Origin of the sequence: Streptomyces rectiverticillatus, assembly GCF_013394065.1 — a bacterium.
Classification (GTDB): Bacteria; Actinomycetota; Actinomycetes; order Streptomycetales; family Streptomycetaceae; genus Streptomyces; species Streptomyces rectiverticillatus.
The window spans coordinates 1,185,699-1,204,546 of record NZ_CP040752.1 but is presented as its reverse complement, the minus strand read 5'-3'; the positions used below and the strand labels follow the sequence as shown (position 1 = coordinate 1,204,546).

The window sequence follows — 18,848 nt, the reverse complement described above, 5'->3', positions numbered from 1 at the left end:
GCCATGTACGAGCTGTCCCGGGTCCGCCTCTACTCCATCGGGCCCGCCGGTGCGCGCTACGCCGACACCGTGCTGGACCTCCGGGGCGTGGGCGCGCCCGTGCCCACGCCCGCGCCGACGCAGGCGGAGTTCTTCGAGGAGGAGCCCGTCGGCCCGCCGCGCCGCCCCGCCCCGGCCGGCGTGCTCTTCCTGGAGAACGGCGGCGGCAAGTCCGTCCTCCTCAAGCTCATCTTCTCGGTGATGCTGCCCGGCCACCGCAACACACTGGGCGGCGCCAGCTCGGGCGTGCTGCGCAAGTTCCTGCTGGCGGACGACTGCGGGCACGTGGCCCTGGAGTGGCAGCACGTCCTGACGGGCGAGACCATCGTGGTCGGCAAGGTCAGCGAGTGGCGCGGCCGCCAGGTCTCCAACGACCCGCGCAAGTTCGCCGAGGCCTGGTACTCCTTCCGCCCCGGCCCGGGCCTGAGCCTGGACGCGCTGCCCGTCGCCGAGTCCACCGCGATGCGCCCGGCCGCCGACGGCGCCTCCGGCACTGTGCTTTCCGGCGCCTCCGGCACTGTGCTTTCCGGCGCCTCCGGCGCACGGGGACGCCGCCGCACGATGAAGGGCTTCCGCGACGCCCTCACCGAGGCCGGCAAGGCCTACCCCCACCTGGACGTGGTCTGGGAGGAGATCCACGAGCGCTGGAACGAGCACCTGGGCGAGCTCGGCCTGGACCCCGAACTCTTCCGCTACCAGCGCGAGATGAACGCCGACGAGGGCGAGGCCGCCGGCCTCTTCGCCGTCAAGAACGACTCGGACTTCACCGACCTGCTGCTGCGCGCGGTCACCGACACCCGCGACACCGACGGCCTCGCCGATCTCGTGCACGGCTTCGCCCACAAGCTCGGCCGCCGCGCCGAGCTCACCGCCGAGCGGGACTTCACCGCCGGCTCCCTCGACCTGCTGTCGCGCATCGCCGACGCGGCCGTCAAGCGCGAGCAGGCCCGCGGCGTGCACGCCGGCGCGGAGCGCCGCACCCGCGGCCTCGCCCGCCGCCTGTCAGCCCGCGCCTTCGAGGAGCGCGGCCGGGCCGGCGAGCTGGCCGAGCAGGTCGCCGCCGCGGCCCACGCCGTCACCGACGCCGAGACCGAGCGCGGCCGCAGCTCCCTGGTCGCCGCCGAGATCGCCTACCGGCACGCCTCCCTGGCCCTCGCCGCGGCCGAGAAGGCCGCCGCGGCCCAGCGCCGCGAGCTCAACGACGCCCGCACGCTGCACTCCGCCTGGCAGGCCGCCGAGACCGTCCTGCGCCACCGCGCCGCCGCCGACCGCTCCGCGCGCGTCGCCGCCGCCATCCGCGAGGCCGAGCGGGACGCCGCCCCGGCGCTGGCCGCCCGCGCCCAGGCCGCCACCGAGCTCGTACGGGCCCTCAACACCGCCGCCGAGACCGGCGAGCAGCGCGCCAACGAGGAGGAGGAGCGCTCCGCCGCCCTCCAGGAAGCGAGCGAGGCCGCCCACCGCGACGCCACCGCGGCCGCCACCGAGGCCCAGCGCGCCCGCAGCGAATCCGGCCACCTGCGCCAGCGCCTGGCCGAGGTCGAGCAGGAGACCGCCGAGGCCGTCCGCGCCGGCTGGATCGACGACGCAGGCGACGCCGACCCGGCCCGCGCCGCCCTCGCCGCCAGCGACGCCGAGAAGCCGGCCGTCGCCGCGTACGAGTCCGCGCGGGAGACCGCCCGTCAGGCCGCCGACCGGGCCAAGGAGACGGCCGCCGCCGAGAGCCGCGCCGAGCTGGCCGCCGCCCGCGCCGCGGACGCCGCCGCGGCCGCCGAGTCCGCCCACGACGCCGAGCGCCGCGCCGCCGAGTCCATCGGCGCCGAGCAGCGCCTGATCGAGCTGCTGGGCCTGCCCGAGCCGGTGGCCTCCGGCCAGGTTCCGGGCCCGAGGGGTGCCGCCGACGCCGATGCGCCCTCCGCGGGCGGCTCCACCGGGGGCGCCGGCCGGGACAGCTGTGCGCAGGCAGCCGACGGTCCCGGCCGCGCCGGAGCCCACGGCACGGCATCCGGCCTTTCGGCCGACGGATCCACTGCAGGGCGGAGCGGCGGCGCCCGCCCGCCCGCTCCCCGCCGGGCCGGCGACGGCACTCCGGCCGGCGACGGCGCCCGGTACACCGAGGCCGGTCACACCGACGCCGGCCACACCGGCGGCGGCGCAGCACCCCGCCGCGCCGGGTTCGGCCCGCTGACCGCCGAAGAGCTCGACCGTAACGCCGACGCGCTGCGGGAGCTGCTCGACGACAGCGTCGCCTCCTCCGAGCGGCAGCTGTTCGACCTGCGCACGGCCGCCGCCGACGACTCCCGCATCCTCGGCGCCCTCGGCGACGGCGGCCTGCTGCCGCCCCGCCCCGACGTCCTCGCGGCCGTGGAGTACCTGGGCGAGCACGGCATCCCCGCCCTGCCCGGCTGGCGCTACCTCGCCCAGGCCGTCGACCCGGCCCGGCACGCCGCCGTCCTCGCGGCCCGCCCCGAGCTCGTCGACGGCGTCGTCATCACCGACACCGACTCCCACGCCCGGGCCCGCGAGGTGCTGGACGCGGCCTCCCTGCTGCCCCGCTCCGCCCTCGCCGTCGGCACGTCCGAGGCCCTGCTCGCCCCCGTACCGGAGGAGGGCCGCCAGGACACCGGCGTGTTCCTCGTGGCCCCCAACCCCGCCATGCACGACGAGCGCGCCGCCGACGAGGAGCGGCACACCCTGCGCGAGCGCTCCCTCGCCCGCGACGAGGAGATCCGCGCCATAGCGGCCCGCCTCGCCGGCGACCGCACCCTCGCCGCCCGCCTCGCCTCCTGGCGCGCCGGCTGCCCCGCCGGCCGTCTCGCCGAGCTGGCCGGCGAGGCCGCTCGCGCCCGCGCCGCCGCGGACACCGCCCAGGAGGAGCTGACCGGCCTGCGCTCCGCCCGCGCCGAGGCGGAGGAGACCGCCGCCGAGGCCGCCCGCGTGCGCGACGAGCGCCAGGAGAGCGCCCAGCGCGCCCGCCGCGCCGCCGACGCCCTCGCCGGGCTCGCCTACCGCCTGCGCGAGCGCGCCAACTGGCAGACGCGCGCCCGCGAGCTCGCCGAGGAGGCCGCCGAGGCCGAGGAGCGGGCGGCCGTCCTCGTCGACCGCGCCCGCGCCGCCGACGAGGACCGCCGCGCCGCCCAGCGCGCCGCCGACGACGCCCGCCGCACGGCCCGCGCCCTGCGCGCCGAGCGCGCGGAGATCGCCGGCGCCCCCGACGAGGTCCCCGAGGCCGGCGAGCCCCCCACCGCCTCCCTGCCCGCCCTGCGCGAGGCCTACCGCGCCGCCTCCCAGGTCTACGAGAAGGTCGGCGTCGGCGCCGACCTGCGCGCCGAGCAGGCCCGCGCCGAGAGCGACGAGAGCGCCGCCCGCAACGAGCTCGACCGCCTCACCAACAAGGTGCGCACCCGCGCCGCCCAGCTCCTGGAGGGCACCGAGGGCGCCGACGGGCCCTCCCGGCAGGCCGCCGCGGCCCGCGCCGAGGAGCTCGTCCAGATGCTGGAGAGCCGCGCCTCCGCGGCCAGCGAGCAGCTGGGCCGGCTGCGCGGCGAGGCCGAGCGCCTCGCCCCCGCCGACGGCGACGCCCACACCGAGCTCCCCGAAGAGCTCGTCCCCGGCGACGCCGACCGCGCCAAGGAGCTCCTGCGCACCGCCACCGGCGAACTCGCCGCCCGCACCGACGCCCTGGAGCGCGCCCGCACCGCCCACAGCGACCTGCTGCGCGCCCACCGCGCCGCCGAGGACGCCGCCACCGGCTTCGACGACACCGCGGCCCTCCTGCGCGACCTCCTGCGCGACAACTCCCCCGAGGACGACGCCGAGCAGCCCGAGCCGTACACCGGCGGCCTGGAGGAGGCCCGCGGGGCCGCGGCCGAGGCCCGCCGCTCCCTGCGCGGCTGCGCCGGAGACCTCTCGGCCGCCGAGTCCGCGGTCCGCGAGGCGAGCGACGTCCTCGTCCGGCACGCCAACTCCACCCGCTACGAGCAGGTGCGCACCCCCGCCCGCCAGCAGATCCGCGAGCTGCCCGCGGCGGCTCTGCCCGAGCACGCCGCCGCCTGGGCCGAGGCCTTCGCCCCCCGCCTGCGGGTGCTGACCGACGAGCTGGAGCAGCTGGAGCGCAACCGCGACAGCATCGTGGACCGGCTGCGCGGCCTCGTGGAGTCCTCTCTGACCACCCTGCGCTCCGCCCAGCGCCTCTCGCGCCTGCCCGAGGGCCTGGGGGAGTGGTCGGGCCAGGAGTTCCTGCGCATCCGCTTCGACGACCCCGATCAGAGCACCCTCACCGAGCGCCTCGGCGAGGTCATCGACGAGGCGACCCGCTCGGCGGTCAGGAAGAACTCCGACCTGCGCCGCGACGGCATGTCCCTGCTCCTGCGCGGCGTCCAGGCGGCCCTGCAGCCGCGCGGCGTCGCCGTGGAGATCCTCAAGCCCGACGCGGTGCTGCGCGCCGAGCGGGTGCCGGTCCGGCAGATGGGCGACGTGTTCTCCGGCGGCCAGCTGCTCACCGCGGCCATCGCCCTGTACTGCACCATGGCCGCGCTGCGCAGCAACGACCGCGGCCGCGACAAGCAGCGCCACGCGGGCACCCTGTTCCTCGACAACCCCATCGGCCGCGCCAACGCCACGTACCTGCTGGAGCTCCAGCGGGCCGTCGCCGACGCCCTCGGCGTCCAGCTGCTCTACACCACCGGCCTGTTCGACACCACGGCCCTGGCCGAGTTCCCGCTGGTCATCCGGCTGCGCAACGACGCCGACCTGAGGGCGGGCCTGAAGTACATCAGCGTGGAGGAGCACCTGCGCCCGGGCCTGCCGCAACAGCAGGACCCGGACGAGGAGCAGGTGCACGGCCAGATCACGGCCACCCGGATGTACCGCCGCCCGCCGGAGGAGGTGCCTGCTTGATATCAAGCCCCCTCCGGCGATTGAGGAGCGGGGTCCGCGGCGGAGCCCGGTGCCGGCGATCCGCAGTCATCCGAGCTGCTGCAACCGGGCCGCGACCCCGGGCTCGGCATACCGCCCTTGCAACAGATCCTCGACGCTGCTCCGCAGCCGCCGCAGCCCGTCGAGCTGCCCACCGGGCCGGTGCATGGCCTCGTCGATCGCCAGCAGTTCCTCCGGCGGCACCTGCGAGACGTACGTGCGCAGCTCGGTGAGGTCCAGGCGCCGGTTGAAGTCGTGCACGGCGTCGCGCCAGCGGTGCAGCAGGGCGACGAGCTCGTCGTGCCCGGGTTCGGAGAACACCCCGGACACCAGCGCGGCCTCCGTCGCCGACTGCAGCAGCCGGGGGTAGACGCGCGCCCGGGGCGCGAACCGGTCCAGGGGCGCGAAGCCCGTGCCGAGCAGCTCGGTGTTCTTCACCAGCTCGTCGGCGAGGGCGTACAGCGCCTGGGCGCGCCGCTCGCGGGCCGCCGCCCGGCGCTCGGCGTAGACCCCGGTGATGGCGGCGACGAGCGCGAGCCCGGAGGCCGCGGGCTCGAAGTGCTCCTCGCGCCCCCGGGCGACGGTCAGCCACCACACGCAGATGCCGAGGGCGATCAGCAGGCAGGCGATGGTGGCGGCGGCGAAGAACTGCCGGCTGAGCCGGCCGAGGAGTCCCACGGCGCCGGGCCGTCAGTCGAAGGGGTTGGGGCCGGCGGGCCGGGTCCCGTCGCCGGGGGCGAGGAGCAGCAGCGTCATCCCGAACGCGGGCCCGTCGAAGGACGTGTGGCCGGCCTCGTGGGTCTCGCCGACCGTGGTGACCCGGGCGTCCACCAGCATCTTCTCCAGCCCGGCGCGGGTGTACTTGCGGCTGAGGAGGAGGCGGATGGTGTCCTGGTCGGGGAACCGGACGGTGCTGCGGTCGGGCAGCGTGAGCTGCAGCTCGGACCCCGTGCGGTTGCGGTAGATCACCTTGATCTTCAGGGCCCTGTCGTCCTCGACCAGGCCCTCGCAGGTGAGGCTGTTCATATCGATCTGCAGGTCCGTGTACTGCAGCAGGGCGCTGGTGACGAACTCCCGGAAGCGCGGGCTGTTCTCGTACTCCTGCGCGGCGGCGCGGGCCGCCGCCTCGTCCTGCCCGGCCGTGCCGGCCACCTCCAGCAGGAAGCGGTCCTGCGGGCGCAGCAGCTTCTCGGCCAGCAGCGCCAGCAGCTGGGTGTCGCTGTCGAAGTTGGCGAGGGTGTTGCCGAGCAGGGAGTACACGACGGGCTCGCTGCCGACCGTGCGGCGGATGAGGGTGCCCAGCCGGTCGAGGTTGGCGGGCATGGAGAAGTCCAGCTGGACGGGGAGCACGTCGGCCGCGGGCACGTGCAGGTGCTGCAGCGCCTCGCGCTGCGCGAGGCGCAGCATCTCGGCGCTGACGTCCACCGGTATGTAGCAGCCGCAGCGGCCCCGGCTGTCGAGGGAGCGCAGCAGGGCCTGGTCCTTCTGGCCGGTGCCGGGGCCGAGGCTCACGTAGTGCAGCGGCCCGTCCGGGAGTCTCTCGCTCAGGCCCCGCCAGCGGCGGCTGAAGGAGGCGATGCTCTCGCGCATCACGGGGTAGTACAGGTCGTTGCAGGCGTGGGCCCAGGCGACGGTGGACTCAAGGCCCCAGTAGGAGAAGCCGGAGGTGATCAGCTTTCCCGAGCCCGAGGGATCCGGGCCGCGCCGTAACCCCGCGGTCACCTGGGCCAGCTTGCCCGACTGTTCCTCACCGACCAGACACACCGTCCAGCCGGCATCCCGGAGCACCTCCGGAATGCGATGCACCGCCTGGTCCCGCTGGTCCCGCTCAGCCATCCGTACATCCCCCCATGGCCCGTCCGCCCGCCCGTGCCCGGTGTACGACACCGTCAACCGCCGAACCTACCCGGCGCTTGACGATCAGGGGAAGCCGGGGCGCCGGGCGCGTCTGCCCGCGCGCGCCGAACTGCTGGGCACGGACACCACTCCGTGCCTCTGCCGCCACACCTGCCGCGTGACCCACACGTCCAGCACCGCCCAGGTCGTCGCCACGACACTCGCCAGGGTGCACAGCAGCGCCGGCAGGGCCAGCCACGAACCGGCGAACGCGAACAGCACCGCGACCATCGCCTGCACCAGCGTCACGGCGACGAAGAGGACCGCGCGCACCGCGGCGGTGCGCACCGGATCCGGCATCCGGCGCCGGCGCGCGGGCCCCTCCACCCACAGCGGCGGTCGCGCCCGGTGCGACGGCTCGTCATGATCCCGCTCCACGACGGCTCACCCCCTCGTCGGCGGCCCCCGCCGCCGTCCGTGCCGAGGCCGGCCGCAGCGGTCCGGCTCCCTCCACAAGAGCGATGGACGGTGCCCGATAGTTCCCATGGGCAAGGAATTACCGCCATACGGGTGGCCGCCACGACGGTCCGATCACCGTACTGGCCTTCGAGTCCCGTACCCCGCAGTAGTAGGCTCACGCCGCATTGTTGTCGGAACACCACCCCACCGGATCGGGGTTGACGTTGGGGAGGCCATGCGCTTTCGCGGGAAGTCGATCCGCCGGAAGATCGTGGCGCTGCTGCTGGTGCCGCTGGTGTCCCTCACGGGCCTGTGGGTCTTCGCCACCGTCATCACCGGCACGGAGGCCGCCCGGCTGCTCTCCGCCGCCGAGGCCATCCGCACCGCGGGCCTGCCCGCCGAGGAGCTCGTCCGCGCGCTGCAGAAGGAACGCCGCCAGACCCTCGTCCACCTCGCCGACCCGCGCCGCGCCGACAACCTCGCCGTCCTGCGCGAGCAGCAGGACGCCACCGACAAGGCGGCCGCCGGCTTCCGCCGCGGCGCGGGCAAGGTCCGCGAGGACATGAGCCCCGCCACCGACGTCCGCTACCGGCGCATCGAGAAGGCCCTGGGCGACCTCGAGGGCCTGCGCGGCAAGGTCGGGGCCGGCGGCATCAGCCGTCACGGCGCCTTCCAGGCCTACAACGACCTGGTGGAGCCCTACTACGCCTTCCTCGGCAGCCTCGGCGCCTTCGAGGACGCCGAGATGGACAAGCAGGCCCGCGCCCTCATCGGCGTGGCCCGCGCCCGCGAGGCGCTCTCCCGCGAGGACGCCCTCCTCGCCGCCGCCCTCACCACCGGCACCATGAGCCGCCAGGACCTGCGCGCCGTCTCCGACCGCGTCGCCGAGCGGCAGATCCTCTACAGCACCAGCCTCTCCGTACTGCCCGCCGGCGACCAGAAGATCTTCGAGGAGTACTGGCGCGGCGCCGGCCCGCACGCCCTGCGCGCGGCCGAGGACACCGCGATCCTCGCCGGCTCCTCCCGCGCCCCGCAGACCATCGACCCGATGCGCTGGGAGCGGGCCGCGGGCGCCGTGCTCGACGAGCTCGCCCGGATGAACACCGAGGCCACCGACCGCTACGCGGACCGCGTCGAGCCGATCGCCGTCCGCGTCCTGACCAAGGCCGCCGTCGCCGGCGTCCTGGGCGCCGCCGCGCTCGTCTGCTCCCTCGTCATCTCCCTGCGCATCGGCCGCGGCCTGGTGCGCGACCTGCGCCGGCTGCGCAAGGAGGCCCACGAGGCCTCCGGCGTACGGCTGCCCGCCGTCATGCGCCGCCTGGCCGCGGGCGAGCGGATCGACCTCGCCGCCGAGGCCCCGCCACGGGAGTTCGGGCCCGACGAGCTCGGCCAGGTCGGCAAGGCCCTCGACACCCTGCAGCGGGCCGCCGTCGAGGCCGCCGTCAAACAGGCCGACATGCGCCGCGGCGTCGCCGACGTCTTCGTCAACCTCGCCCGCCGCAGCCAGGTCCTGCTGCACCGTCAGCTCACCCTCCTCGACGCCATGGAGCGCCGCACCGAGGACACCGAGGAGCTCGCCGACCTCTTCCGCCTCGACCACCTCACCACCCGCATGCGCCGCCACGCCGAGGGCCTGGTGATCCTCTCCGGCGCGGCCCCCGCCCGGCAGTGGCGCAAGCCCGTCCGCCTCATGGACGTCGTCCGCGGCGCCGTCGCCGAGGTCGAGGCCTACGAGCGGATCGAGGTGCGCCGCCTGCCCCGGCTGGCCGTGCGCGGCCCGGCCGTCGGCGACCTCACCCACCTCGTAGCCGAACTCCTGGAGAACGCCACCGTCTTCTCCCCGCCGCACACCGCCGTGCAGGTGCACGGCCAGCGCGTCGCCAACGGCTTCACCCTGGAGATCCACGACCGGGGCCTCGGCATGTCCCCGGACGCCCTGCTGGAGGCCAACCTCCGGCTCGCCGAGACCCCCGAGTTCGAGCTCTCCGACACCGACCGGCTCGGCCTGTTCGTCGTCAGCCGGCTCGCCCGCCGCCACGACGTGCGCGTCTCGCTCCAGACCTCCCCGTACGGCGGCACCACCGCCGTCGTCCTCATCCCCCTGGACCTGCTCACCGAGACCGACCCCCGGTCCGGGGACGAGGACACGGGGGAGCAGATGCTCACCAAGGGCCGGGCCCCGGTGCCGCCGGCGCGGGCCGCGCTCTCCCGCGACCGGCTCCCTGCGCCCGCCGTCACTCCGGCCGACGACCCCGCGCTCTGCCCGTTCGAACCGCGCCCGGACGAGGGCGAGGAGCACCACCAGGCGGGCGACGGACCGCTGCCGCTGCCGCGCCGCAGGCCCGCCGCGACGGCCACCGGCCAGGCCTCCGCCCCGGCGGAGCGCCCGGAGAGGCCCGGGGCCGAGCGGACGCCCCCCGGCGGGCTGCCCCGGCGCGTACGCCAGGCGAGCCTCGCCCCCCAGCTGAAGAAGGACCCGTCCTCGGGGAAGGACGTGGCGGCCACCCGCGCCCACCGCGGGCCCGCCGACCCGGACCCCGCCGGTCCGGAACCCGAGCGCGACGCCGACGAGGTGCGGGCCAGGATGGCCGCCCTCCAGCGCGGCTGGCAGCGCGGCCGGGAGCACAATGAGGCGGACGCACCGAACAGACCACCGAGAAAAACCGCACCAGGAACCACATCTGAGGGGGACGGTCGATGACCGCACCGAAGGCCGAGAACGGGACAACCACCGCAGCGAACGGCGCACCGGCCGGCACGGGCGAGCTGAACTGGCTCCTCGACGAACTCGTCGAGCGCGTCGGCAGCATCCGCAAGGCGCTCGTGCTCTCCGGCGACGGGCTGGCGACCGGGACCTCCAAGGACCTCTCGCGCGAGGACGGCGAGCACCTGGCGGCCGTGGCCTCCGGCTTCCACAGCCTCGCCAAGGGCGTCGGCCGGCACTTCGACGCGGGCAAGGTCCGCCAGACCGTCGTCGAGCTGGACGAGGCCTTCCTCTTCGTCACCGCCGCCGGCGACGGCAGCTGTCTGGCCGTGCTCGCCGACGCCGACTCCGACATAGGCCAGGTCGCCTACGAGATGACGCTGCTCGTCAAGCGGGTGGGCGCGCACCTGGCCACTGCTCCGCGCACCGGCGTAGCCGCCGACGGGTGACCGCCGGCCTGACCGGGGACGGCTCCGCCGACGGGGACGTGCGCTGGTACGACGACGCGGCGGGCCCGGTGGTCCGCCCGTACGCCATGACCCGCGGGCGCACCCGCAGCGCGGACGGGGCCGGCCTCGACCTCATCGCCGTGGTCGTCGCCGAGGACCCGGCGGAGCACCCCGGAGCCGCCCACGCCCTCGCCGACCAGACGCTGTCCCCGGAACACCTCGACATAGCGGAGCTCACCCGGGACCTGCCGCGCTCGGTCGCGGAGCTGGCCGCGGGCCTCGACCTGCCCGTCGGCGTGGTGCGGGTGCTCGTCGGCGACCTGCTCGACGCCGGGCTCGTCCGGGTCACCCGCCCGGTGCCCCCGGCGGAACTGCCCGACGAAAGCATTCTGCGCGAGGTGATCGACGGGCTGCGGGCCCTCTGAGGCGCGGCGTACGGGCTCCGGCCCGGCCCGCCCGGGGCCCGCGCACCGGAAGAGACTTGTCGTGACCATGGTCTCTACGGAACGATCACCTTCCACCGGGGGAGCGGGACACCGCGAACGCCCCCACGACCGGAGGACGAACAACCATGAGGTCCCTGCGCTCCGACCGCGGCCGCGCGCACCCCGCGACGGCCCCGGTGGCCCTCAAGCTCCTGGTCGCCGGGGGCTTCGGGGCCGGCAAGACCACCCTCGTCGGCGCGGTCAGCGAGATCCGGCCGCTGCGCACGGAGGAGCTGCTCACCGAGGCGGGCAGGCCCGTCGACGACACCTCCGGCGTGGAGGGCAAGCGCACCACGACCGTGGCCATGGACTTCGGCCGCATCACCCTCCGCGACGACCTGGTCCTCTACCTCTTCGGCACCCCCGGCCAGGACCGCTTCTGGTTCCTGTGGGACGAGCTGGCCCGCGGCGCGCTCGGCGCCGTCGTCCTCGCCGACACCCGGCGGCTGCAGGACTGCTTCGCCGCCGTCGACTACTTCGAACGCCGCGGCATTCCCTTCACCCTCGCCGTCAACTGCTTCGACGGCGCCGAGCGCTACCCCGAGGAGGACGTCCGCGACGCCCTCGACCTCGACCCGGGCATCCCGGTGATCCTGTGCGACGCACGGGAGAAGGAGTCGGTGAAGGGGGTGCTGGTCTCCGTGGTGCAGCAGCGGTTCACGGCGCTCGCCCAGCAGGCCGGCTAGCCCGGCTCGCCCTGGGCGGGCGCCTGCACCCAGCCGAAGCTCCGCTCCACCGCCTTGCGCCACACCCGGTACTCGGCCTCCCGCTCCTGCGGCGCCCGCCGGGGCGTCCACTCCGCGTCCCGCCGCCAGTGCGCCCGCAGCTCGTCCGGGTCCTGCCACACGCCGGTCGCGAGACCCGCCGCGTACGCAGCTCCCAGGCTCGTGGTCTCGGAGACCACCGGCCTGATCACCGGCACGCCCAGCACGTCGGCCTGGTGCTGCATCAGCAGCCCGTTGGCCGTCATCCCGCCGTCCGCCTTCAGCGAGCTGATCCGCACGCCGGAGTCCTGGAACATCGCGTCCACCACCTCCCGCGTCTGCCAGCTCGTGGCCTCCAGCACCGCCCGCGCCAGGTGCGCCCGCGTGACGTAGCCGGTCAGCCCGGTGATCACCCCCCGGGCGTCCGAGCGCCAGTACGGCGCGTACAGGCCGGAGAAGGCGGGCACGATGTACGCCCCGCCGTTGTCGGGGACGCTCGCGGCCAGCGCCTCGATCTCGTCGGCCGAGCGGATCAGCCCCAGCTGGTCGCGGAACCACTGCACGAGCGCGCCCGTGACGGCGATCGACCCCTCCAGGCAGTAGACGGCCGCCTCGCCGCCCAGCCGGTAGCCCACCGTCGTCAGCAGGCCGCTCTTGGACGGCACGGGCCGCGTCCCGGTGTTCAGCAGCAGGAAGCTGCCCGTGCCGTAGGTGTTCTTGGCCTCGCCCACCCCGTAGCAGGTCTGCCCGAACACCGCCGCCTGCTGGTCGCCGAGCGCCGCCGCCACCGGCACCCCGGCCAGCGGCCCCACGGCCCTCCCGTACACCTCGCAGGAGGACCGGATCTCCGGCAGCACCGCCTCGGGGATGCCCATATGAGCCAGGATCCCGGCGTCCCACTGGAGCGTGCCCAGATCCATCAGCAGGGTGCGCGACGCGTTCGTCACGTCGGTGACGTGCACCCCGCCGTCCGGACCGCCCGTCAGGTTCCAGATCAGCCAGGAGTCGACCGTGCCGAACGCTATCCCGCCGTTCTCGGCACGCCGCCGCAGCCCCGGCACGTGCTCCAGCAGCCAGGCGACCTTCGGCCCGGAGAAGTAGCTCGCCAGCGGCAGCCCCGTCGCCGCCCGGAACCGGTCCTGCCCGTCCGCACCGCCCAGCTCGCGGCAGAGCGCGTCCGTGCGGGTGTCCTGCCAGACGACGGCGTTGTGCACCGGCTTCCCCGTCGAGCGGTCCCACAGGACCGTCGTCTCCCGCTGGTTGGTGATGCCCAGGCCGCTCAGCTCGCCGGCCTCCAGCCCCGCCGCGGCCAGCGCACCCGCCACCACCGCCTGCACCTTCGCCCAGATCTCGGCGGCGTCGTGCTCCACCCAGCCCGGCTTGGGGAAGATCTGCCGGTGCTCGCGCCGGTCCGCGCCGACGGGCCGGCCGTCCCGGTCGAAGACGATGCAACGGCTGGAGGTGGTGCCCTGGTCGATCGCGGCGACGTACGGACCCGTCATGGCGTCTCCTGACCTCGGAACCTGTCCGGACCTGTCAGGACGGGAAGTGTTCCCCCGCCGTGACGGAGCGTCAAGGCGCGGGACGGCGCAGCACGGGGAAGTCGAAGTACGTGTCGGGAAACGGCTCCGGCTTGAAGGTGTAGTGCCACCACTCCTCCGGCAGATTGACGAATCCCTCCCGCTCCAGCGCCGACTTCAGCAGCAGCCGGTTGGCCCGCTGCACGCCCGTGATCCGCGGGTCCAGGGTGTGCGAGAGGGTGTCGAAGCAGTCGAAGCCCGTGCCCATGTCCACGGAGTTGTCCGGGAAGCGCTGCTCCAGCGGCGCGTAGCACGGCACGAGCGGCTCCCCGGGTACGTACGGCCGTGTCGGCCGGACCGGCAGCTTCACTATCGTCACGTCCAGCGTGCTGCCCCGGCTGTGCCCGGACTTCGCCGCGATGTACCCGTCCTCGAACAGCCGGGACTTCTCCACGCGCGGGTAGAACTCCGCCTTCATCCGAGTGTCCGTGAGGTCCTTCGCCCACTCCACGAAGTCGTTCACCGCCCGCTGCGGCCGGTAGCAGTCGTACACCTTCAGCCCGTAGCCCCGGCGCAGCAGCGAGCGCTGCGCCCGGTGCAGGGCGTCGGCGGCCTCCCTCGTCAGGACGCACATGGGGCGCAGGTAGCCGTCGACGCGGTGGCCCGTGAAGTTGTGGACGGTCACGTACCGCATCTCCTGCAGGATCGTCGGATCCACGTCGGCGAGGGCCACGAACCCGCGGGGCGGACGCGGCTGCGCGGCGGCGGCCTGCGCCGACGGCGCGCCGGCCGGAAGGGACAGGAGCGTCAGGAGAGCCGCGGCGGGCAGGACGAAGGCCCGCAAGGCGGCCCGGAATCGGGGTCTGTTCATGCCTCCCGGATAGCAGCCGGGCGGGCCCCCGGGGAAGGGTGCCCGCCCTCTCACTTCACTGCGCTCCCCTTCGCTTCATCACGCGCCCTCTCCCCGCACGCGGACCGGATACCCCACCTCCTCCGCACCCTCCTGCTCCACGACCACCGCACCGTTGCGCCGGCGCGTGGTGAACCGCACGGTCTCCTGCGGCTCCCACCCGTCACCTCCGTCCGGGACCAGCACACCCCCGCCCGTGCGGCCGGGGGCCGGAGCCCACACCTCCAGCTCCACCGGACCGGAGAGCCCGGAGAGCCCGGAGAGCCCGGACGGACCGGAAGGCTCGGAGGACGGACCGGAAGCACTCTCCGCAGTCCTCTGCACCGGAATCACCGAACCCGCCCGCGCCAGCACCGGGATCCGCGACAGCGGCGCATCCAGCAGCACCTGCCCCGGCCCCTCGTACGCCCTGCCCGTCGCCGTGTCGTACCACAGCCCGCGCGGCAGCCGCACCGCCCGCCGGTCCGCCCCCTGCTCCAGCACCGGCGCCACCAGCAGCGAATCGCCCAGCAGGAACGCGTCCTCGCAGTCCCGCAGCGCACGGTCCTCCGGCGAACGCCACCACACCGGACGCACGTAGGGCGCCCCCGTGTGCCGCGCCAGGTGCGCGAGCGTCACGAAGTACGGCAGCAGCCGCATCCGCTCCCGCAGCGCCGCTCCGGCGTGCTCCAGCGCCTCCCCGCCGAACTCCCACGGCTCCCGGCGCCCCGCGTTGATCGCCGAATGCGTGCGGAACAGCGGCAGACAGGAGCCCAGCTGGAACCAGCGCACGTACAGCTCGGGCGAAGGGAACCCGGAGAAACCCCCGATGTCCGGGCCCGAGTACGGCACCCCGCACAGCCCCAGGCCCAGAACCAGAGACAGCGACGCCCGCAGCCCCGGCCAGCCCGTGGCCACATCGCCCGACCACGTACCGCCGTAGCGCTGCATGCCCGCCCAGCCCGAGCGCGAGAAGAGGAACGGGCGCTCACCCGGCCGCAGCTCGCACAGCGCCTCGTAGCCGGCCCGGGCCATGGCCAGGCCGTACACGTTGTGCGCCTCCCGGTGGTCGCCGCCGCGCCCCTCCAGCGAGTGCCGCGCCGACAGCGGCAGCGACGGATCCCCGAACGGCGCGAACGACACCGGCTCGTTCATGTCGTGCCACAGGCCCGAGAACCCCTGCGCCAGCCGCTCCCCGTACAGCCCGCCCCACCACTTGCGCACCCGCGGATCGGTGAAGTCGGGAAAGACCGACTCGCCCGGCCACACCTCCCCCCGCACCCGGCGCCCCCGCGCATCCCGTACGAACGCATCGGCCGCCGCCCCGCTGTCGAACACCCACTGACCCGGCTCCGCCTTCACCGCCGGGTCCACGATCGACACCAGCCGCACCCCCCGCTCCCGCAGCTCCGCCGCCAGCCCCGGCAGATCGGGGAACCGCTCCCGGTCCACCGTGAAGACGCGGTGCCCCCGGAAGTGGTCGATGTCCAGATGTACGGCCGACAGCGGCAGCCCGCGCTCGGCGTAGCCCTCCACCACCCGCCGGACCTCGCGCTCGCTGCCGAAGCCCCAGCGCGAGTGGTGGTGACCGAGCGCCCACGCGGGCGGCAGCGCGGCGGCCCCCGTCAGGGACGCCCAGCCGTGCAGCACCCGCGCCGGCGTCCCCACCAGCACCCAGTAGCGCAGCGGCCCCCCGTCCATCCGCACCTCGCAGCGGCCCGGCCGGTCGTGGCCCGAGCCCGCGCCCTCCTCGCCCTCCGCCAGCGTCACCCGCCCGTCCCACGAGTCGTCGTGGAACACCAGGTGCGTGCCCGCGTCCGCCACCACCAGCTGCACCGGCATCGTGATGTACAGCGGATCGTCACCCGGCACGAAGGCGCCGTCCGGATCGGTGTTCCACAGCCGGTACGAGCCGTCCCGCAGCCGCGGACCCGCCGACCGGCCGCCCAGCCCGAAGAAGCGCGCATCCGCCGCCACCTCCGACCGCAGCGCCCACCGCGCCTCACCGGCCCCCTGCCGCTCACGCGCCTCACCGGGCCTGTGCTGCGCACGTGCCGCCGCCGCGTCCGCCGCCGCATCCGCCGGCTCCCACCAGCGCGGCGGCAGATCACGCCGCAGCAGCACGCCCCCGGGCGTCCGCACCTCCACCGTCCCGTGCCGGCCCACCACCACCAGCACACGCTCCGACACCACCCGCCAGCCGCCGTCGGTGTCCGGCTCCAGCACCGCCCGCTCGTCCACCTCCGGACCCGGCCCGTTCACGGCGTACGACGGCTCCGGACCGGCCCCGTCCCAGCCGCAGAACACCGCGCCGCCCGCCGCCACCCGCACGCGCAGCGACGACCGCGCGAAGTGCACCACCCCGCCGCCCGGCAGCGGATCCGCCCCCTGCGCCGCACCCGGCACCCGCGCCCGCTCCGCACCCGGCCGCGGCAGCCCCGCTCTGTCCGCACTCCGCCGCCGCAGCGCCGACCGCAGGGACCGAACCCCCCGCGCCGTACGGACCGTCCTCACTAACCGCAGCAGATCATGCGCATCCATGCTGCTCAGACTGCCACCCACACGATCGTCGGCGCCCGTCGTTCAGACGCCGTTCACCCCCGCAGGGACAAGGGCGGGATGACGGAGGAACCCGGCACGCATGAGGCGGCCGGGGCACGGCCCCACCCGCGGCCGGTGCGATGCGCGCCGCAGTGTGCCGTCGGCTCTGGTGCGGGAGTCGATCACGTGGCATCGTCCTGGTCAGCCGCGCCACGCGCACACCCCGCCCGTGCGCGCGGCGCACGAGGACGATGCCACCACGCGATGCCCACGACGCGCAGAAGCCCGGGAGCCGCCAGATGACCACCGCACCGCAGCCCGCCGAAACGCCGGAGCCCCTGTGGACCCCCGGCGCCGACCGCGTCGCCCGCGCCCAGGTCACCCGCTTCCAGGCGTGGGCGGCGGAGCGCCACGGTGCACCGGCCGCGGTCCCCGGCGACCCCGCCGCGAGCTACGCCGCCCTGCACCGCTGGTCCGTCGACGAGCTCGAGACCTTCTGGCAGGCCCTCGCCCAATGGTGCGGCGTCCGCTTCTCCCACCCCGGCGAGCGCGTCCTCGCCGACCGCTCGATGCCCGGCGCCACCTGGTTCCCCGGGGCCACCCTCAACTACGCCGAGCACGCGCTGCGCGCCGCCGAGGACCCCGCACGGGCCGGCGAACCGGCTCTGCTCGCCGTCGACGAGATCCACGAGCCGAGCCCGGTCTCCTGGACCGAGCTGCGCCGCCAGGTCGGCTCGCTCGCCGGCGCGCTGCGCCGCCTGGGCGTGCGCCCCGGCGACCGCATCTCCGGCTATCTGCCCAACATCCCGCAGGCCGTTGTCGCCCTCCTCGCCGGCGCGGCCGTCGGCGCCGTGTGGACCTCCTGCGCGCCCGACTTCGGCGCCCGCAGCGTCCTGGACCGCTTCCAGCAGGTCGAACCCGTCGTCCTGTTCACCGTCGACGGCTACCGCTACGGCGGCAAGGAACACGAGCGCACCGGTACCGTCGCCGAACTCCGCACCGGCCTGCCCACCCTGCGCGCCGTCGTCCACATCCCGCTGCTGGGTACCCCGGCCCCCGAAGGCGCCCTGGAATGGGACGCACTGGTGGCCGAGGACGTGGAACCGGTCTTCGAACAGGTCCCCTTCGACCACCCGCTGTGGGTGCTGTACTCCTCCGGCACCACCGGCCTGCCCAAGGCCATCGTCCAGTCCCAGGGCGGCATCCTCCTCGAACACCTCAAGCAGCTCTCCCTGCACTGCGACCTCGGCCCCGGCGACCGCTTCTTCTGGTACACCTCCACCGGCTGGATGATGTGGAACTTCCTCGTCTCCGGCCTCCTGGTGGGCTCCACCGTCGTCCTCTACGACGGCAGCCCCGGCCACCCCGACACCGCCGCCCAGTGGCGCGTCGCCGAACGCACCGGCGCGACCCTCTACGGCACCTCGGCCGCCTACGTCATGGCCTGCCGCAAGGCGGAGGTCCACCCCGGCCGGGACTTCGACCTCTCGCGCGTGAAGTGCGTGGCCACGACGGGCTCGCCGCTGCCGCCCGACGGATTCCGCTGGCTGCACGACGAGGTCGCGGAAGACATGTGGATCGCCTCGGTGAGCGGCGGCACGGACGTCTGCAGCTGCTTCGCGGGCGCCGTCCCGACCCTGCCCGTCCACATCGGCGAGCTCCAGGCCCCCTGCCTCGGCACCGACCTGCAGGCCTGGGACCCGCACGGCAAGCCCGTCGTCGGCGAGGTCGGCGAGCTCGTCGTCACCAACCCCATGCCGTCGATGCCCGTCCACTTCTGGAACGACCCCGAAGGCACCCGCTACCGCGAGAGCTACTTCGAGATGTTCCCCGGCGTCTGGCGCCACGGCGACTGGATCACCCTCACCCCGCGCGGCAGCGTCGTCATCCACGGCCGCTCCGACTCCACCCTCAACCGGCAGGGCGTCCGCATGGGCTCCGCCGACATCTACGAGGTCGTCGAACGCCTCCCCGAGATCCGCGAGTCCCTGGTCATCGGCGTCGAACAGCCGGACGGCGGCTACTGGATGCCCCTCTTCGTCCACCTCTCGCCGGGCGCGCAGCTGGACGACGCCCTGCTCGACCGCATCAAGCGCACCATCCGCGAGAACCTCTCGCCCCGCCACGTCCCCGACGAGGTCATCGAGGTCCCGGCCGTCCCGCACACCCTCACCGGCAAGCGCATCGAGGTCCCGGTGAAGCGCCTCCTCCAGGGCACGCCACTGGAGAAGGCGGTGAACCCGGGCTCGGTGGACAACGCGGACCTGCTGAAGTTCTACGAGGAACTGGGGAAGGCCCGCTGATTCGG

12 protein-coding genes are annotated in these 18,848 nt (G+C 75.0%); 6 read left to right on the top strand and 6 right to left on the bottom strand.

What is annotated here, in order from left to right; genetic code table 11:
* The first annotated feature begins 3 nt into the window (after positions 1 to 3).
* A complete protein-coding gene (locus tag FGW37_RS04805) occupies positions 4 to 4,935 on the top strand; it encodes a coiled-coil domain-containing protein (RefSeq protein WP_179079916.1) in 4,932 nt (1,643 codons plus the stop codon).
* 66 nt (positions 4,936 to 5,001) lie between these two features.
* Here FGW37_RS04805 and FGW37_RS04800 read toward each other — a convergent pair whose 3' ends face one another.
* The 3 genes from FGW37_RS04800 to FGW37_RS04790 form a co-directional block, all read right to left on the bottom strand.
* Positions 5,002 to 5,631, bottom strand: a complete 630-nt coding sequence (locus FGW37_RS04800) for a hypothetical protein (protein WP_179079915.1) — start codon at positions 5,629 to 5,631, stop codon at positions 5,002 to 5,004.
* Positions 5,632 to 5,643: 12 nt separating this feature from the next.
* Positions 5,644 to 6,789 (bottom strand): L-histidine N(alpha)-methyltransferase, encoded by a 1,146-nt coding sequence (locus FGW37_RS04795; RefSeq protein WP_179079914.1) that lies wholly within the window; start codon positions 6,787 to 6,789, stop codon positions 5,644 to 5,646.
* A gap of 84 nt (positions 6,790 to 6,873) precedes the next feature.
* A complete protein-coding gene (locus FGW37_RS04790) occupies positions 6,874 to 7,227 on the bottom strand; it encodes a hypothetical protein (protein ID WP_179079913.1) in 354 nt (117 codons plus the stop codon).
* A gap of 256 nt (positions 7,228 to 7,483) precedes the next feature.
* Between FGW37_RS04790 and FGW37_RS04785 the strand changes: the two genes are divergently transcribed.
* The 4 genes from FGW37_RS04785 (at position 7,484) to FGW37_RS04770 (ending at position 11,572) form a co-directional block, all read left to right on the top strand.
* Entirely contained in the window at positions 7,484 to 9,949 is a 2,466-nt protein-coding gene (locus FGW37_RS04785) for a sensor histidine kinase (protein WP_179079912.1), read from the top strand.
* Complete coding sequence (locus FGW37_RS04780) at positions 9,946 to 10,401, top strand: roadblock/LC7 domain-containing protein (RefSeq protein WP_179079911.1); 456 nt, start codon at positions 9,946 to 9,948, stop codon at positions 10,399 to 10,401. Before FGW37_RS04785 ends, FGW37_RS04780 begins: the two co-directional genes overlap by 4 nt.
* Positions 10,398 to 10,826 carry a DUF742 domain-containing protein gene (locus FGW37_RS04775; RefSeq protein ID WP_246430269.1) on the top strand — a complete coding sequence of 143 codons (429 nt, stop codon included), beginning with the start codon at positions 10,398 to 10,400 and terminating at the stop codon, positions 10,824 to 10,826. Before FGW37_RS04780 ends, FGW37_RS04775 begins: the two co-directional genes overlap by 4 nt.
* A 146-nt stretch (positions 10,827 to 10,972) precedes the next feature.
* The gene (locus tag FGW37_RS04770; RefSeq protein WP_179079910.1) at positions 10,973 to 11,572 is read left to right on the top strand and encodes a GTP-binding protein; all 600 of its coding nucleotides are present in this window, start codon (positions 10,973 to 10,975) and stop codon (positions 11,570 to 11,572) included.
* Here FGW37_RS04770 and glpK read toward each other — a convergent pair.
* From glpK to FGW37_RS04755, 3 genes are all read right to left on the bottom strand, one after another.
* Complete coding sequence (gene glpK / locus FGW37_RS04765) at positions 11,569 to 13,092, bottom strand: glycerol kinase GlpK (protein WP_179079909.1); 1,524 nt, start codon at positions 13,090 to 13,092, stop codon at positions 11,569 to 11,571. The genes FGW37_RS04770 and glpK overlap by 4 nt on opposite strands.
* A 70-nt stretch (positions 13,093 to 13,162) precedes the next feature.
* Entirely contained in the window at positions 13,163 to 13,981 is an 819-nt protein-coding gene (locus FGW37_RS04760) for a M15 family metallopeptidase (protein WP_179079908.1), read from the bottom strand.
* A gap of 78 nt (positions 13,982 to 14,059) precedes the next feature.
* Positions 14,060 to 16,540 (bottom strand): glycoside hydrolase family 31 protein, encoded by a 2,481-nt coding sequence (locus tag FGW37_RS04755; protein WP_179079907.1) that lies wholly within the window; start codon positions 16,538 to 16,540, stop codon positions 14,060 to 14,062.
* A 299-nt stretch (positions 16,541 to 16,839) separates the two neighbouring features.
* On the opposite strand from FGW37_RS04755, the gene FGW37_RS04750 reads away from it, so the two are divergent.
* Positions 16,840 to 18,843 carry an acetoacetate--CoA ligase gene (locus FGW37_RS04750; protein WP_179079906.1) on the top strand — a complete coding sequence of 668 codons (2,004 nt, stop codon included), beginning with the start codon at positions 16,840 to 16,842 and terminating at the stop codon, positions 18,841 to 18,843.
* Positions 18,844 to 18,848 lie beyond the last annotated feature (5 nt).

Bases quoted from the DNA above. Each gene is read 5' to 3' on its own strand.
- FGW37_RS04770 (WP_179079910.1), top strand. From the start codon at position 10,973: ATGAGGTCCCTGCGCTCCGACCGCGGCCGCGCGCACCCCGCGACGGCC.
- FGW37_RS04795 (WP_179079914.1), bottom strand. From the start codon at position 6,789: ATGGCTGAGCGGGACCAGCGGGACCAGGCGGTGCATCGCATTCCGGAG.
- FGW37_RS04805 (WP_179079916.1), top strand. From the start codon at position 4: ATGTACGAGCTGTCCCGGGTCCGCCTCTACTCCATCGGGCCCGCCGGT.
- FGW37_RS04760 (WP_179079908.1), bottom strand. From the start codon at position 13,981: ATGAACAGACCCCGATTCCGGGCCGCCTTGCGGGCCTTCGTCCTGCCC.
- FGW37_RS04750 (WP_179079906.1), top strand. From the start codon at position 16,840: ATGACCACCGCACCGCAGCCCGCCGAAACGCCGGAGCCCCTGTGGACC.
- FGW37_RS04785 (WP_179079912.1), top strand. From the start codon at position 7,484: ATGCGCTTTCGCGGGAAGTCGATCCGCCGGAAGATCGTGGCGCTGCTG.
- glpK (WP_179079909.1), bottom strand. From the start codon at position 13,092: ATGACGGGTCCGTACGTCGCCGCGATCGACCAGGGCACCACCTCCAGC.
- FGW37_RS04780 (WP_179079911.1), top strand. From the start codon at position 9,946: ATGACCGCACCGAAGGCCGAGAACGGGACAACCACCGCAGCGAACGGC.
- FGW37_RS04755 (WP_179079907.1), bottom strand. From the start codon at position 16,540: ATGGATGCGCATGATCTGCTGCGGTTAGTGAGGACGGTCCGTACGGCG.